This window comes from Calothrix sp. NIES-3974 (genome assembly GCF_002368395.1).
In the GTDB taxonomy this organism is placed as follows: Bacteria; Cyanobacteriota; Cyanobacteriia; order Cyanobacteriales; family Nostocaceae; genus NIES-3974.
Genome location: NZ_AP018254.1, coordinates 2,896,549 through 2,912,543, shown reverse-complemented (window position 1 = coordinate 2,912,543; position 15,995 = coordinate 2,896,549). Strand labels below are relative to the sequence as shown.

General features: G+C 37.7%; 12 protein-coding genes. 2 read left to right on the top strand and 10 right to left on the bottom strand.

The window, feature by feature from the left end; translation table 11 throughout:
• The first annotated feature begins 213 nt into the window (after window positions 1-213).
• A complete protein-coding gene (locus tag CDC37_RS11560; protein ID WP_096622058.1) occupies window positions 214-1,095 on the top strand; it encodes a M48 family metallopeptidase in 882 nt (293 codons plus the stop codon).
• 114 nt (window positions 1,096-1,209) lie between these two features.
• Here CDC37_RS11560 and CDC37_RS11555 read toward each other — a convergent pair whose 3' ends face one another.
• The 8 genes from CDC37_RS11555 to CDC37_RS11520 all read right to left on the bottom strand — a co-directional run bounded on the left by CDC37_RS11555 (window position 1,210) and on the right by CDC37_RS11520 (window position 12,529).
• Window positions 1,210-2,058: an HAD-IC family P-type ATPase gene (locus CDC37_RS11555; RefSeq protein ID WP_157780721.1), complete on the bottom strand. Its 849-nt coding sequence runs from the start codon at window positions 2,056-2,058 to the stop codon at window positions 1,210-1,212.
• 299 nt (window positions 2,059-2,357) lie between these two features.
• The gene (locus tag CDC37_RS11550; RefSeq protein ID WP_096622056.1) at window positions 2,358-3,275 is read right to left on the bottom strand and encodes a branched-chain amino acid ABC transporter permease; all 918 of its coding nucleotides are present in this window, start codon (window positions 3,273-3,275) and stop codon (window positions 2,358-2,360) included.
• A gap of 206 nt (window positions 3,276-3,481) precedes the next feature.
• Entirely contained in the window at window positions 3,482-3,943 is a 462-nt protein-coding gene (locus tag CDC37_RS11545) for a cupin domain-containing protein (RefSeq protein WP_096622055.1), read from the bottom strand.
• Window positions 3,944-3,954: 11 nt separating this feature from the next.
• Complete coding sequence (locus CDC37_RS11540; protein ID WP_096622053.1) at window positions 3,955-4,629, bottom strand: OmpA family protein; 675 nt, start codon at window positions 4,627-4,629, stop codon at window positions 3,955-3,957.
• Between the two features lie 223 nt (window positions 4,630-4,852).
• Complete coding sequence (locus CDC37_RS11535) at window positions 4,853-6,430, bottom strand: hypothetical protein (RefSeq protein ID WP_096622052.1); 1,578 nt, start codon at window positions 6,428-6,430, stop codon at window positions 4,853-4,855.
• Window positions 6,431-6,634: 204 nt separating this feature from the next.
• Entirely contained in the window at window positions 6,635-9,148 is a 2,514-nt protein-coding gene (locus CDC37_RS11530; protein ID WP_096622050.1) for a tubulin-like doman-containing protein, read from the bottom strand.
• Window positions 9,149-9,164: 16 nt separating this feature from the next.
• The gene (locus CDC37_RS11525; protein WP_096622048.1) at window positions 9,165-10,313 is read right to left on the bottom strand and encodes a vWA domain-containing protein; all 1,149 of its coding nucleotides are present in this window, start codon (window positions 10,311-10,313) and stop codon (window positions 9,165-9,167) included.
• An 857-nt stretch (window positions 10,314-11,170) separates the two neighbouring features.
• A complete protein-coding gene (locus tag CDC37_RS11520) occupies window positions 11,171-12,529 on the bottom strand; it encodes an IS4 family transposase (RefSeq protein ID WP_096620005.1) in 1,359 nt (452 codons plus the stop codon).
• A 308-nt stretch (window positions 12,530-12,837) separates the two neighbouring features.
• Here CDC37_RS11520 and CDC37_RS11515 point away from each other — a divergent pair, with 308 nt between their 5' ends.
• On the top strand, window positions 12,838-13,881 hold the full coding sequence (locus CDC37_RS11515; RefSeq protein ID WP_096622047.1) for a pentapeptide repeat-containing protein: 1,044 nt from the start codon (window positions 12,838-12,840) through the stop codon (window positions 13,879-13,881).
• 537 nt (window positions 13,882-14,418) lie between these two features.
• On the opposite strand, the gene CDC37_RS11510 is transcribed toward CDC37_RS11515, so the two are convergent.
• Together CDC37_RS11510 and CDC37_RS11505 are read right to left on the bottom strand one after the other, a co-directional pair.
• On the bottom strand, window positions 14,419-14,649 hold the full coding sequence (locus CDC37_RS11510) for a DUF2949 domain-containing protein (RefSeq protein WP_096622046.1): 231 nt from the start codon (window positions 14,647-14,649) through the stop codon (window positions 14,419-14,421).
• Window positions 14,650-15,465: 816 nt separating this feature from the next.
• Window positions 15,466-15,984, bottom strand: a complete 519-nt coding sequence (locus tag CDC37_RS11505; RefSeq protein WP_096622045.1) for a DUF192 domain-containing protein — start codon at window positions 15,982-15,984, stop codon at window positions 15,466-15,468.
• Between the last annotated feature and the right edge of the window lie 11 nt (window positions 15,985-15,995).

Genomic DNA, 15,995 nt, shown 5'->3' with positions numbered 1-15,995 from the left:
GACAGTTGTTGGGACTAATTAAATTTTGCTGACATGCGTGAAAAATTGATAGCATAAGTCTGCTAGAAGTTAAAGATGTGTTTCAGATAGGCGAAAACCTGCGTCCTTGCTTCATTTCTGCCTGAAAAGCCACGGGGCTTTCAGTGTCATTTTCTGTAATGTAGATATCGGAGTAGCTAAACTTCGCAAACAGGTTAAAAAAGCTCAAAACCCATGACAAGAAAAATATTAACTGGACTGAGTTCACAAGCTTACGAACACCCTTTTGATAGCAAAGCCTTAGCTGCTCTAAAAAAAATACCTGGTGTTTCTTTGCTGATTAAAAAAATTAATGAGTATGGTATCGATCGCTTACTGAGACTGCAATGTCTTGGTAGTGAAATCAAAATCACACCCCGAAATTTTCCCCAATTGTATGAGGCATTTGTAGAAGCCTGCGAAATTCTTGATATTGCCCCACTTCCTGAGTTACATCTGTATCGAGGTACAGGCCACATTGAAACTCATATTGTTGGGGTAGAAGAACCTATTGTCAGTATCAATTTAGAAGCAATGGAGTGGCTAACAAGGGATGAGTTAGTTTACGCCTTGGGACATGAAGCTGCTCACATTAAGAGCCAACATTTAATTTATCATCAAATGGCGATTGTCATGCCCGTTTTAAAAGATTTGATGAGCAGCAGTACATTAGGATTAGGTGGCTTGGTGGCTAGTGGTATGGAGTTGGCTTTATACAATTGGCGTATGATGGCCGAGTTAACTGTTGATCGTGCTGGTTTGCTAGCTTGTCAAGATACTAAAGTCGCTATTAGCACACTCATCAAAACAGCAGGTTTACCTGGAGAATATTTGAATGATGTTGTCATAGAAGATTTTATGGCTCAAGCCCGCGAGTTTTCATCCGATAGTTTTGATGGCGTAGATCGGGCAGCAAAAGTATTAAGTTATACTAACAATCAACTTTCTTGGGCTGTTATGCGTACTCATGAATTATTGAAATGGATTGAGTCAGGAGAATATGAAAATGTACTGGAACAAAAAAAATTAGAGACTCCGGAGACAAAAGAGGGATGGAATTTTTTGTCTTCCTGGTAAATAGGGGACTAGAGTAGGATTGTTGAATGTTAACAGTTAACAACTTCAAGTTTCCTTGCGCAAAGTCAATGATCAAGATTGATGTTCTGCTGGTGCAGTGACGAAGGCGATCGCCTAATTAGCGAACAAACCTCTATGATGGCTCCGACGGCGAATCACCCATTTCTTAATTTCCATTGCCCAAAAACCAACGGTGCTAATTACCAAACAGAGTATTAACTCTTGTGTAGACAATGGCTGTGTCTGGAAAAGCGATCGCAACCAAGGAATATACACAACTGCAAGTTGCAAAATCAAGGTCAGAGCCACTGCTGCTAAAATGGGTTTGTTACCATAGGTGATTACCGTACCCATGTAAACCATATTATGGCGAACTGACAAGTCAGCGCTGGGGCGATCGCCTAATGGTAAATCAGCACCTTCTACAGGTAGGCTGTTTTTCTCAACCGCTTCCGATTCCCCCGTGAAAGCAGATTCCTGGGCCATCAAATTAATGCTTTCCAGTAAACGGCAGTCCGCAGGTACTAAATCTCCAGCTTCCAACAGTATTAAATCTCCAGGCACTAATTTTCGGGCAACAATTTGTTCCCAGTGTCCCTGACGACACACCCTCACCGTGGGTACGGCTAACTTTTTTAAGGCAGCAAAAGCCATACCAGCCCGATATTCTTGATTGAATCCTAAAAGGGCATTGAATACTACAATTGCTAATATGGCGATGGTATCTTTATAGTCACCTAAAATACCGGAAATTACTGCCGCAGCAATCAAGACAAGAACTGTTGTGGCAGTAAACTGCTCCCAAAGAATCTGCCAGGAAGTTTTACCGGGACGTTCTACTAACTCATTTGCCCCATAATGTGCCAGACGACGGTTGACTTCCTCATGACTCAAACCATAGAAATCAATCGTACCTAAGTTTTGTAAAGCTTGTGCTGCATCGATTTGGTGCCAGTTACTCATAAGTCGTGGAAGATGAAGAGGATGCAGGAACACCGATTTTCTTAAATTTCATAGCTTGCTGCTTGCGAAAAGCGAGCATCCAGAATTACAAATTTGTATTACGGGTGCATGATCAACTACACTTATTTGTTCATGGATAAGTAGGTGAGTGGTAAAAATTGTCGTTAATATCAGGTAGTAGAGACGACCCGTCGGTTCGTCTGTACGGGAGTAAGGCTTTGAGACGAATGAACGGTTGCGTTGCTGTTTTATGTTTAATTGCACCTACCTACTTAACAGTATCTAAGAAAACTTAACCTTTAATATTTACTATTTTTCAACCATCTAGGATTCACTAAACCCTGGGGAAAAAAGATAGTTCCCAATACAATCAGTAAACCAAAAATGATTAATCTACCATCACGTAAAAACTGAGCTAACCATAGCGGTAAACCACCCGTATCTGCTAATCCCCGCAACATCTCTGGCAAAGCGGTAAATAACATACCTCCCACCACCGCACCTAAAAATGTCCGGGAACCACCAATCAATACGAATGTCAAGTAAATAATACTAGCATCAAATGTACCTTGACGAGCATTCCATGTATTTAAAAAATGGGCACTAATTACGCCCACAATTCCTGCTAAAACGGCTCCCAAAGTAAATGCTAACACTTTATAATAGGTAGAGTTAATTCCGATTGCCCCAGCTGCTAATTCATCTTCGCGAATTGCGGTTAATGCTCTCCCCACTCGTATCCGTTCTAGGCGATAAATTAGAACCATACTAATAATCAACAAAGGTAAGGCAATCCACAAATATTCTAAAGGACTCGCAAAGGGTTGGGGAATCCCAAAAATCCCCACAGCACCACCAGTTATCTCTAAATTCAACGCCATCACCCGCAAAACTTCGACAAAAGCAATGGTGGCGATCGCTAAATAAATTCCCCGTAGTCTTAATGCTGGAATCCCCACTGCTACACCTAATAGGGCTGACATCAATCCAGCTATTAGCATTTCTATCAGTATAAAATAGATGGGGAATAAACCACCCTCACTCGGAAATACTTGAGTGGATAAAATCGCTGCAACGTAACCACCTAAAGCATAAAAACCAGGACTTGCCAAAGATAATTGCCCTGCCATCATCGGTAAATATAAGGACAATCCCAGTAAAGCTCCTAATACCATTGATACGATTAAGGAACTATAGACAGAAAGGAACGCTTCCATATTAAGTGAAAATAAAAAGATATATTTAGGATTAGTTATATCTTGCACCTTTCCGGTAAATAGGTAAATAATCAGCAAAATGGTGATTATTTTATCTCACCGTTGATGTACTGTTTGTAGTCCATTTTAATTAAGTTCACTTCCCCAAGGTGCAAAATCTCGTGTAAGTTGCGAGAAAGTTGATAAATAACCCTGGAAAACATCTTCTAATAACTAGATCCATCTTTGTGTAGAAAAATATAACCCTTTCCGTTTTTTTGCGGTTGGGCAATTAAATCATCATCAGGGTAATTTACTGTATCATTTGCACTTCTGTCACCAATCTCTAAATACATAGCCATATTGGTCGATTTATTCACCAAATGATGTCCATTCGCTTCTCCTTTAGGAAAACCAGCAGCCATTCCTGGAGTGAGAATCCTTTCACCCCCATTGGTAATTAAAGTCAATTCTCCTGCTAAGATATAAATAAACTCATCTTGCTGGGAATGGTAATGACGTAATGCGGATGCACTACCTGGCAGCAGGGTGACTAAGTTAACACCAAAATTTTGCAGTTGGGCAAAATCACCTAATCGCTGACGGATGCGTCCAGCTACTTTGGTTTGAAATTCTTGGGGATAACGGGAACCTGATTCCTGCGGTACTTCTTGGGGATCTATAATCATACCATGTAAATCTAACGTTTAATGCTTTCCCCTAAACGGGTAAAACGAATTTCGATTCGTCGTCTACTACTATCCGCTACACGCACTCCTTGGGGAGGATTCGCTAAATCTCCATTAGGTAAAATTAATTGTGCTGCGGAATAGGGACGAAACTTGACATTTTTCATTTTATTTTCTTGGATTTGGATCTTCTGTAACAATTTCACCACTGCAAGCGATCGCATTAATCCTAAGTCAGCATTAGAACCAGCTTTGAGTAAGGTATCTATATTGGTGGTTGCTGTAGTAGATTTTGCCGCAGTTTCTAAATTATCATCTAAATTACTAGCTGCAAACCCAATAGATTGTTCGTCCGTATGACCAATAATTTCTACCAAATTAATATTATATTTTTGAGTGTTTTCATCAATTAATTTCACAATTTCATCTTTAATATATTTTTCCATTCTCGGAGAAATTTCAGCACTATTCGGGGAAAAGCGAAAGTTTTCATTATCTCTGATTTCAATCAATGGAGGTGTTCCTTGGTTGTTCGCTGATAATTCTGCAATTTTCACTTTTGTTGTCACAACTACCATAAAAAATAACAACAAAATTATCATGAAAGCATTGGACATTAAGTCGGTAAATGCTGACCAAATATTCACTTCCTCACTTTCATTTATTTTGTGAATATATTTTCCCATTATCCATACCTAAGTTATCATCATTAAATTTCATAAAAAAGATTACTTATAATACAGTAGTCAAAAACTAAAATTTACTAAATTAATAAATTTCGCTAATTTTTCTGGGAAAAGACATTCAACTCTGCTCTGAGTTTTCCATTGCCTGCCATACTATTTTAAATAGCTCGAATGAATACCTGGACATTTGATGCAATTTTATTCAACAGAATAAATTACCATTTTAGGGAGAACTATCACTTAAAGAAGAATTTTTCATCGTTGTTGCAAAACTCCTTAATGTCGATATTTCTCGATGCATCTGCTCTAAATTTTCCACGCATATTCTCAGTTGAACCAAATTTTCCTTCAATGAATACCCTAAATCTAAATTGAGAGTATCCACCTTAAACCCCAATTGATTCGTATAACCCTCCCAACTACGCAAAAAATCTTGATTATTTTTACCCAGTTGAGTAGAAACAGCAGCAATTTCCTGTTTCATTACTTGGGTATATTGATTAACTTGTGCTAATAATTTCTGTAAAGATTCTTCCACAACCACCAAGCTTTCTGCTTTCTGAGATATCCTGGCTTCTAATTGATGAATTTGATTGATTGCAGAAGCAAAACTATTCGCTCCCTTTTCAAGTTTGGGGATAATTTCAGCCAAAGACGTTTGATTTTGAGATTCTAATTGTAAAACTTGCAGGGAAGTTTGATTCACAGTTTCTATTTGTTTTTCGACTTGGAGTAAAGCTTGACTAGCAGATTTCATCTCCAATAGTGCATTTTGAATTAAATCACTAGTTTTCGCTAAAGTTGTCGCTGATTTAGAAAAGTTTTTTTGCGTATCACTTAAATCTTTAGTCGCAGCTGATAAAAGTTGGGGAAAGTCACTTTCAGCAAAAGTATCTGCTGCTTGCTGAAAAATTAAAGCTTTCTCTTCCAAACTATCAATAGCTAGTCTAAACTTATCCCCAGCACCGGATATGGTACTAGCAGATTCTAAAAATCTCTCATAAACCCTTTGCGCTAGTTCACTGGCTTTTTTATTTCCTTCCAATATTTGATTGGCTACAGTTCCCATCGAATCTTCAACAGCACGTCTAACTGTTTTACCAAAATTAGTTAAAAACTCTTCCTGTTGGGAAACCATTTTATTAACAATTTTATCCAGACGACTATCTCCCTGAACTTGTGGTTGGTAAATATTCTCCAGATAATCTTCTAAGTAACTGAATAGTTGATATTTCAGTAAACTTGTGTTTTTCCAAGCATTAAATAACGTTAAAATTGAACTAAATAATAATCCCATCAAACTGGTGACAAAAGCGATACTCATCGCAGTTAGCGGTCTTTGTAAGCTTTTTAATATTTCTTGATTAACTGGATTAGACTGAGATTGAACCGCAGCACTCAATTCCTGGGTCAAAATTGATAAATTCCATGTAATCCCTAAAAATGTACCAAATAACCCAAATGCTAATAACAAATTTGGTAATAATCGACAAAAATAATCTATTTGGTCATAGGTAAATTTCCCTAGTTTTTCCCGACTATAAATTTGTTCAATAATTGCAACTGTATTAACCTGATCTAATTGATAACTAGCATTTTTAAATCTACTAATAACTTCATTGACAAATTTTGATGGTGTGACCGCTTGATTACCATGAATCAGCTTACGAATCATGTCATTTTTTTGATTTAATTTTGCATATAGACCTGCACGTAAATACATGGCGACTAAGGAGGGTATGACAATAAATACTATTATTGCCAAAATTAATTCTGGGGGATAATTAGAAAGAATTTGCATCTTCTATATTTTACTGATAGTGAATAATTTAAGAAAATAGAACCTAATTTTACACGTGCTGTAATTCACATTCATGATAATGGATATTTCCTGATTATTTTCTGTCTTTCCCGTTCATACTCTTCTTCTGTCAAAATACCATCCTTTAAATCTTGTTTCAGCAATTCTAATTCTTCGCGTCTTCGCTCCCGATTACTCGCGGTGTCAAAAATTTTTGAGAAACTCGATTAATCTCAGAGGAAAACCTGCATACTCGTTGACAATTAAAATTTCATCATCAGCTTGGGTCGCTTTCAAAACACTCGAACTGATTCCTAAATCTTGTTCAACTAGAGATTTAAATGTCTTGATTTCCGGTTCATCTGTATCTTTAAAGCCAATTAATTTACTACTTTTAGCGGGATTATCACGAAAATAGGGGTCACTTTTATTCAAAGATAATAAAACTTCAGCCTCATCCATAATTTGTCTTAACCTTGTTGAACGCTTGGTTGGAGAATATTTGTCCAGAAAGCGCTTGACGACGGAATTGGCTATATCAATATTACGGGATTGAAAAAAGTCGTTGATTTTTAATTCAATTTCTTTCTGTAGTTGATAAATCGAACCACGTTCTCGATGAACTAAACTCAATAAAGAATGTTCTTGATAATTTTGATTTGTTACCTGAGTACTAATTAATACTAATTGCCGACGTAAATCCGATTCTGGTAATAAAGCTTGATAGCATTTGTCAATATCATCGTCATCAAAAATAGCCTCTCCACTCATCTCATCAAAATTCAGTTGTCTTAATTCCTGTTCCTGTTTCTCATAAACCGTCTGTAAATCTTCGATTAAACTTTTAAATGTACCGATGATAGTGATTCTATCCTCGACAAATTTTTGTAAACTATTGATGATTTTCAATGATTCTTGCAACACAACTAAATCAAAGTTATGTTTAATTAATTCACTGACCTCACGAATAACCCTCCTGAGTTCAGCTTGAATTTGATTATTTTTATTAAAAGCCATAAATCCTGGCTTCTGTTCAATTTCATCAATAATAGCCTCCGTATCTCGCCATTTTTTCTCAATGTCTTCTAGACGTTTATTACCACCAAAATTAGTAATTTCTTCTATTAAATTCATTTCATAATTATGCAATTCATGCTGCAAAGCATCTAACCAATCACGAGCATTTTCAATGGCAAAATTTGGCTCATTAGGATTAAGTAATCTCTGTAAAAACTCATCAATATTTGCTTGTAATTCCTTACCTATATTCGGAGCATTTTGCTGCACCCTTGTCAACCAAATACCTCGACTATTTTCTGTTTCCCCTGGTTGAATTTTCCGAAACTGTTCACGAATCTGTCTCGGTATTTGCTGGTAGATAGCTCGACGATCATCGCGATTTTTACAATCGTTAATTAGTCTATCTAAATTATTTCGCCAAGCAATCATACTGGAGCCAAAAGTCTTATTATTCTCCTGGACAGACTCCCCTAATTTTTTGATAATTCCATCTTTTTTTACCAAATCATCATGCCAATTAAACTGGATGAGAAACTGTTCTTTTAAAGTGAGTGGATCAGGGCTTTGTCCTTGTCCACGAAGCCAAAATTCAATCAGGGTACAACCAACACGAGTTAAGGCAATTCTGACAATGCGATCGCGGGGAAAATAAATGGCTGCTAAACCAAAAGTTAAATAGCGTTGAGTATTTGGTCGAGGGTGTTGATCTGGTTGAATCATGTGTTGCAAAAAGTTATCACGATTACCCTTGACGACGGGTGCTAATTCCCCAGAAAAATCTAAAGCTATTTTGTGTGCAATGACGTTACATAATTTTCCTTGGGTTAATATTTGGTATTCTCCAACCGTTTGATGGGAAACTAAATAGGCATAATCAAAAGGTGGACGTTGTTCCTGAACAGTCACCACATTTTGAATATCATAAACAGCATTAAATTTCGTTCCCGGACTGCTGTAATAATCTAATTCCTTCAATGCAGCATAAGTATTTGCACTCATGCTCGGTGTATCACCATATAACTGGGGACTAATCACTAAATAACCGACAATCTGCACACTTTGACTTCCATACAAATTTCTCAACGCATAGGCAATATCTAAAAACATTCCACTCCCCGTACCACCACACAGAGAAGCAATCACAAAAATATTTAACCCCGCTTCCACCTTTAAACCCCTTTGCAACAACAAACCCTCATGTCCCCTGGTACGTCTCTCTGCTGTTTCAATCGCGGTTTTAATCTTTTGATAATTATGGAAAAAAGCCAATCTTCCTACAGGTCTGATTCCTTTTGCACCTTCTTCAATCGCTTTAATATTTCTTACTAACTGGGGAGGAAACCATCTGCCAATATGGTCATAGGGACCGTGACGAGTATACTCAGAACGTCTTTCCAATCCCTGGACAAACATCGTCACTTCGCTGGAGGTCATTGTTGCTGTGACTTTTTCTGCTTCTCGAAAGCTTAAGTCCACACCACGATAAATACTTCCTGTCCGAATACCCGTCACCTGGGTTGCAGCTTTATCGGTATCAATATGAACGAAACTCACAAGGGGTAAATTACTTAAATCCTTTTCCCGATCGACGATTAAACGTCTAATCCGCATCAATACATCTCGACCCGTACCACCCAATCCAATACAAATGGTGCGGTTAATTCCTTTCGATTGCTCATTCATATTTTTCGATACCATAATTATCCCCCTGAAATTATTTTTTGATTTTAATCACGATTTCGTAATCACGATTTTTAGTATCTGGACAGTTCATCCGAAAGCGTAAACTTGATATTAAAGTCTTGGCGGAAATTTCCTTACCATTTAAATAGATTGGTGCAGTATGCGTCGGAATTAAGAATAAATTTTCCCCCTGACGCTCTAAATAACCTCTAACTTCAGAACCGGGACAATCAATCGAGTCAATACACTGGGAATTATGTTCGGTTGCACCAATGGCAATTCTTTTATTATGGGGTAATCGACATTTTTGGTCTTCTGGTTTTTCGGTGACTTCAAAATCAACTACCAGTTCCCATTTTCTCTGCAATTTTAAAGCTTTAAATACACCAAATAGAGTTAATAATAAAACTCCTATTGAGACTAATCCCGGTAGCCATAATTGTCTGATTACATAAGTTGTTACTAAACATGTATTTGTCCTACCAGGTGCTGGGGTACAAAATTCCTGAACAGTCGGAGCAATATCGACCACACTCAGCTGAAAATTCTCAATTTTTCGCGAACGTTTATGAATGGGTAAAGCCTGAATCCAAGCTTCTCGCTGCTTACTTTCCAGGGAATCAGCAATCCGAAAAGGGCTTTGTGCAGGAGTTTCAATCCAAGTTTGTGAGTCGATTCCTGCTGATTTTCCAATTGGTGCATCGGTCACCCAAACGACTGATTGGGGTTTGATTGGTTGATTTTGTTGCAGTCGATTTTGGTTGATTTGAGCTAGTCCCTGGTAAATAGTTAATTCAGCTCTTTGAATATCTGTATTTGCCAGAGTTGGATCTGATTTAAAATTAATTTGCTCTAAAATTTTTTCAGTACTTGCTGATAAGTCATTTGTAAACTTAACTGGTGTTCCCAGTGGATTTGAGAGGGTATGTCCGGGTGGAAGTCCAACATCTGAACCGAAGGGAATAATATACACCAAATCCCCTGGTTTGAGGCTATCTTTGACAATTTGATGCAGGAGGGCACGTCCTTCATCATTGAAGCCAACACTCTCAGTTAAATCAATCGCTAATACAACATCTCTCCCAGGATGCAAAATTGATACCAACTCTAGACCGGTTTTTTGAGGTGCTGTTAGTGGTGTATTTCCCGGAGTAACTTTTACTTCTTGATTCTTGGTCACGGAAATTTTATTATAGATACTTGAATATTTAAGTTAATATATTTAATTTCAGTTAAGCAGCAGGTTAACGCATCATAAAAATAACCGTCTCAGTAACTTACACGAAAAATATCGAGTACTCTGTATTGAAATTTTAAACTAACATATCTGTATTTTTATACTAAGAATGATTAAGAGGTTGTTTTCAAAGTGATTTTTAATACTTAAATACCTATGATTAGGGAGTAGTCGATAATAGTAACTATGTGGTCAGTAAAGTATTTATCGATACATTCTGAATATCCTCTAAGACAATCAAAGCAAACATAATTTACGTGTCAAGATCGACGGAAATTTAATTGTCAAGTTATCAAAACAAATCACTTTCACCGATAAATAGGCTGAAGCCGCATTTCTCACAAAACCCTAAAACTCACAGGGAGTAGGGAGTAGAAGGAAAATCAATCCGTTACTCAAGGCTTACAACTTACTCGCTCAAAATCCAGGTTAAGGGTATCAAATCACTAGTACTTTATGTTACATTATAGGAAGTAATCGCCCTAAGTAAGTAGAGAATTAATACGGAAAAGAGATAAATACTAGATAGGACTCATATTTGATTTCTGAAAACCCCAACTACTCTGAAGCTTGTCGTACAAGGCTTTATTTCTCAGTATACTCAACAAGATTCAAGTACGATTCCTACTATATAGCATTTCTCAGTCTAGTAAGATACATCAGAACCCCTCCCCAACCCTCCCCGATATCGGCTATCCATTAGTCACATCTTTCTTAACAAAGTCTGAAAAGCGATTATAGAAATGATTTCAGTAGAGGGATTAAGCATTAAGATTAGACAAAACTCAGAAAGTATGCATTTAGATTTGATGGGCTAGCTTCCAAGTTACGGCGATATCGTGCAATCGTCGTAACCCTCTCCAAATCGTCTTGACTCCAGGTTCCCCATCACCTTTACGACCCAGAAAACCACCTAGTCGAGCAATCATTCGTACAGCTTCTCTTAATGTTGGTGGCTGATCTGGTGGAATTGGGTTTTTGTTCACACTTACACATAAAGATTGCCATTCAACTGTAGTTAAAACCGTTTCACAACTTTGTTCTGGATTATCCCTTGCTTGGTAAGTTAACCATAATAATCGCCATGCCACAATCGAATATGTCGCTAATGCCATTGATAGGCGTTTTCCTGTCTCCAGTTGTAATTCCTCGATTCGACAACCGCTTTTCAATGTATAGTGATAACGCTCGATTAACCAACGATATGTATACCATTCAACACATTTTACCGCATCTTCAAGGCTATTAATTTCCAATGTCGTTAACAATAACCAACTGATTGGTTTTATCTCCGATGGTGGACTCTTTTCTTCTGCTAATATCACCTGTAGTTTTACTGGTTTACAAAGCGAACGCCCGAGCTTATTTTTTGGTACTTCTATTTCAACTGTTTCGTATCTAATTGTTAGTTTTGCTATCCTTTCTGGTCTTTCTGGATTTCTTCTTACCTTGACTTCTACTTCTCCCTGAGTTGGACTTGACCTGATCGCCTCATGTAGATAATTCGCTGTATGGCTAACTTTTCTATTATGAGTTCCTCTGATTAGTAAGTGGCTATTTTCTGGTCTTTCCTGATTAAATAAATCAAATATATCTGCTTCTGAGTCTGCTACTGTTATGATTTTTATCTTTTCTGGTAGTAATTTATTTGTTCTCTCTAGCCCTTCCAACCATCTTTGGCTTTCTTTTTCTTCTGTTTGTCTTTTTCTACGTGTTTTTGCTATTCCTAAATCTTCGATATTTCTTGACCATACTTGTTGGTCTATTACTCCCAGTGGAACTCCTTTTATGCTTGATAATAACGTTGAATGTACTTTTAATCCTAAACTTTTTCTCTGGTCTAGATATCCAATTCCTTCTGTTGCTGGATGACTTGTTACATCCATATTTGTTGTGTCTTGTATTGCTAATACTATCTCGTGTTCTTTTGCCCTTTCGATTGTACTTTTGATATGTCCATTGCTTATATCTGATGGTTTTATATACGGCGAACTCCACAAATCATATGCTGCTGTTGTCGCTGCTACGCTCCCACATGCTTGAGGTACACTCGATGTTGGTTGTGCTGCTAAATCTTCTACCATCTTTATCAAACGCTTGTTTCGCCGTTTATCTCCCAAATCCAAGTGCTTCAATTCCCTTGCTGCCCATTTTTCCATTTTTTACACCCTATCTTTCCTCTCTCAAAACTATACCTATCAAGCCTTTCGTCTTCTTTTAAGTATTTTTACTTTTTGTTAAGAAAGATCCGGGTAATGGATAGGGGGAGGGTGAGCTTTGGAGCGCAGGTAGGGTTGTATTTCACTTGCTTGGGAAACGCTATATTGTCATCCTAAACACTTGAAATATTCATGCAATACAATTGATGCTACATTATTCCCCTGAAATCAAAAATGTATCCGGGAGATGAAGACTTTTGATGCTGAATCCCTGACAATGAATCAGGAAGTGGAGTCGTATTCTCATTATGGTGGAGCAAGATTTTTCCGGACAAACTGTACGTGGTTTGTTTTTCAAGGGTCAAAATCTCAGGTACGCGAATTTTAGCAATGCGACCGTGGAGATGGCTGACTTTAACCATGCGATTCTCCAAGATGCTAATTTTGAAGGTGCGACGCTACAACAGGCTAATTTACAGTATGCTGATTTACAAGGGGCTAATCTTCGTTATGCCCATTTATCGTTTGCAAATTGTCAATTTGCCAATTTTCAAGATGCGATTTTGCAAGATGCAACCCTACAAAGTGCGGATTTACAGAATGCGGATTTGCAAAATGCGGATTTAGAGAATGTGAGAATGGCTTTTTCTAACTTAGAAAAGGCGATGTTGCAAGATACAATGATGCGTTATGTTGACCTGCAACAAGCTAATTTGCAGGAAGCTGTTCTGCAACGGGCTAATTTAGAAGCCGCAAATTTTAAAAAAGCGAAATTACCAGAAGCGAATTTTCAACAGGCTAATTTGGAAAGGGCAAATTTTCAAGAGGCAATGTTGGCTAAAGCAAATTTACAACATACTAATTTAGTTAAAAGTAACTTTCAGCAGGCTATACTTCAAAAAACAAATTTTCAGCAAGCGAATCTGGAATCTGCAAATTTTCAGGGTGCAAATTTAGCTGACAGTAATTTTCAGTTAGCTAATATTCAAAAAGCCACTTTCCAAAGTGCTAATTTGCAACGAGTGGATTTACAAAGAGCCGAATTAGAAAACGCTAAGTTTCAATTTGCTGATTTGAGTAATGCGAATCTTCAACATGCTAATTTGAAATATGTGAACTTTCAAAGCGCTAATTTACAAGGTGCGGATTTACAAAGTGCTAATCTCCAGTATACACGTTTGCAATTCGCCAATTTACAAAATACTAATTTACAAAATGCTGATTTACAAGGTGCGGATTTGCAGGGTGCGGATTTGACTGGAGCAAAGTATTTAAAAATTTCACAGATTCAAGCTGCTAAAAATTGGGATAAGGCTAAGTATAGTGAGGAGATAATAAATTTATTGGATTAGAGCAGTGAGTCGGAAAAGTTATTGCTTCACCTAAACTACATAATTTGGTGAAAACTACAACCCTGTTTTCCAATTACGCAGACTCAATTTCAATATAAGTTGAAGAATGTAGAGGCAGAGCTTAGGCTGTGTACTTTGTGCCTTTTTTGGGGTCGCAAATTCATGCACAAACCGTGACAACAAACTTGTTCCAATACTCCGGCTGTTGAAACTCTGCTTCCTGATTTGAGGTAGAGCCTCGTGAGATGCGTCCCCACGCGGAGTATAGGGACGAGATAAAGACTTTTTCCGCAGACCCCATATAAACATCATAAATATATAAACATAAAAAAAGAGTCGGTTGTGTTAGCCGCTCTTTTGAATTGTTCTAGTTGTATTGAGTAATAGATGGCGTTTTCTTTGGTGTTTCCGTTGCTCTCGAAATTTCTTGGAATTTACTGTCTTTTTCTGCCTAGAAATTAACATAGTTTTGCAACTCTCCAGTGCGAACCATATTCAGCGAACCTGTCGAAGAATAGAAATATTTATTTAATTTATTTATGCAGCAGTTTCTAACCAATCGTAGATTTGCTCTAATTGGTCAAGGGTAATTAGGCCATATTGCCACAAGATCATTGGTAGTGGACCGGGGTCTTGTTGGCTATGACGGAGGGCTACTGATATGGAAGCATGGGAAATTGCCAAGTCTTCCTGTAAAAAATCAATCAAACGGGAGTAATTTGATGGTGACATTTGTAACTCACCTCCTTGCGTAGTATGTATTGTCATATATTTGCCTGTTGTCATTTAACGGGATGTTGCCAGTATTTGATCTGTCACTATTATTTAGGTTAATTGGGAATCAATTTGCAGCATTTTTTATGTTAAATTAATATATTTTGCGGAAGCTTAACAAAATTATCATCTCGATAATTTTTATAGGTATGTAAAATGGCTATTAGCTACACAAAATCACTATTTTGCTTCGGGACTGAGACAGTTTCTAGCTATTGATGATGTACAATTTGTCCTCTCCATATTCCGGAATTCTTCCTGCTTATATTTCAGGATTTAGACGAAAATCCATATATACATACCCTTTGATGTATATACTGTGAACTTATAAGTTAGATAATTTTGCGCTTGACCTGTCACTCTCCTAATTTCATCCCAAGGGGAAGTAAAGTTAGTGCTAGCAGTGGCAGAATTGGATGATTTTCGGAAATTTACGATTAATTTTGCAGAGCCATTTAACCTACTGATTTGGAATTAGTGTAGGTAGGCATATGCAATTTTGACAGCGATGAAAAGTGTTTGACCCTACAAAGATATTTATACACCTATACTCGCTCATTCACTTTGATTTTGATCTACTTCCAAAGTTATAAATTTTCAACAAATTCAGTAGGGCTGCAACGAAACTAAAAAATTTAGGGGTCTGATTTTGACTATTGGAAATATTAGCCTGAGAATATACTTTTTTACAAGGTCTATAAGTTGTTTTGATGATTAAAGTTCAAAACCCTCATTTTACAAATAGTTGGGAATTAACTATTTTTTCTGTCATGGGATAAATACTATGACGCAGAGTCATTAATGATACATTCATTTTCTTGGCAAATGACGAATAGTAATGCGATCGCCGACTTTGAGTTGTAGTTCAGCTGCTCGACCACTCCGTAGTTCAATCACCTGGTCAATGGGGGTATTCGGTCCATAGGTGGGACAGCGATCGCTTTGACAAGGGGGGACGGAGGGGGCAATATACTTGATTTTCCCTTGGTGGAGAAATATCATATCCAAGGGGACGGGGACATTTTTCATCCAGAAGTTGACGGGTTGGGCTGAGGGAAATTGAAACAGCATCCCCCGATTGTCTGGTAAAGCAGGACGATACATTAATCCCATTGCTTGCTCTTGGGGTGTGCGAGCAACTTCCAACTCGATGCGTATACCCCGTGGAAGGATGGCGATCGCCGAAATTGGTAAAATTTGCCCTTGGGGTGTGGGTGTGACCGTGGGTTGGGATGTCAAGGGAGGGTTTGCAGGTGTGGGAGTTCCACAACCGATGAGTAGCCAACTCAAGATTAAGGCTAAGGTTGGTGAAATAGGTAATCGATTCATGGGATTTTGGA

What these genes read in the sequence shown, in the direction of transcription:
- CDC37_RS11560 (WP_096622058.1), top strand. Translation starts at nt 214, where the DNA reads ATGACAAGAAAAATATTAACTGGACTGAGTTCACAAGCTTACGAACAC.
- CDC37_RS11555 (WP_157780721.1), bottom strand. Translation starts at nt 2,058, where the DNA reads ATGAGTAACTGGCACCAAATCGATGCAGCACAAGCTTTACAAAACTTA.
- CDC37_RS11550 (WP_096622056.1), bottom strand. Translation starts at nt 3,275, where the DNA reads ATGGAAGCGTTCCTTTCTGTCTATAGTTCCTTAATCGTATCAATGGTA.
- CDC37_RS11545 (WP_096622055.1), bottom strand. Translation starts at nt 3,943, where the DNA reads ATGATTATAGATCCCCAAGAAGTACCGCAGGAATCAGGTTCCCGTTAT.
- CDC37_RS11540 (WP_096622053.1), bottom strand. Translation starts at nt 4,629, where the DNA reads ATGGGAAAATATATTCACAAAATAAATGAAAGTGAGGAAGTGAATATT.
- CDC37_RS11535 (WP_096622052.1), bottom strand. Translation starts at nt 6,430, where the DNA reads ATGCAAATTCTTTCTAATTATCCCCCAGAATTAATTTTGGCAATAATA.
- CDC37_RS11530 (WP_096622050.1), bottom strand. Translation starts at nt 9,148, where the DNA reads ATGGTATCGAAAAATATGAATGAGCAATCGAAAGGAATTAACCGCACC.
- CDC37_RS11520 (WP_096620005.1), bottom strand. Translation starts at nt 12,529, where the DNA reads ATGGAAAAATGGGCAGCAAGGGAATTGAAGCACTTGGATTTGGGAGAT.
- CDC37_RS11515 (WP_096622047.1), top strand. Translation starts at nt 12,838, where the DNA reads ATGGTGGAGCAAGATTTTTCCGGACAAACTGTACGTGGTTTGTTTTTC.
- CDC37_RS11510 (WP_096622046.1), bottom strand. Translation starts at nt 14,649, where the DNA reads ATGACAATACATACTACGCAAGGAGGTGAGTTACAAATGTCACCATCA.
- CDC37_RS11505 (WP_096622045.1), bottom strand. Translation starts at nt 15,984, where the DNA reads ATGAATCGATTACCTATTTCACCAACCTTAGCCTTAATCTTGAGTTGG.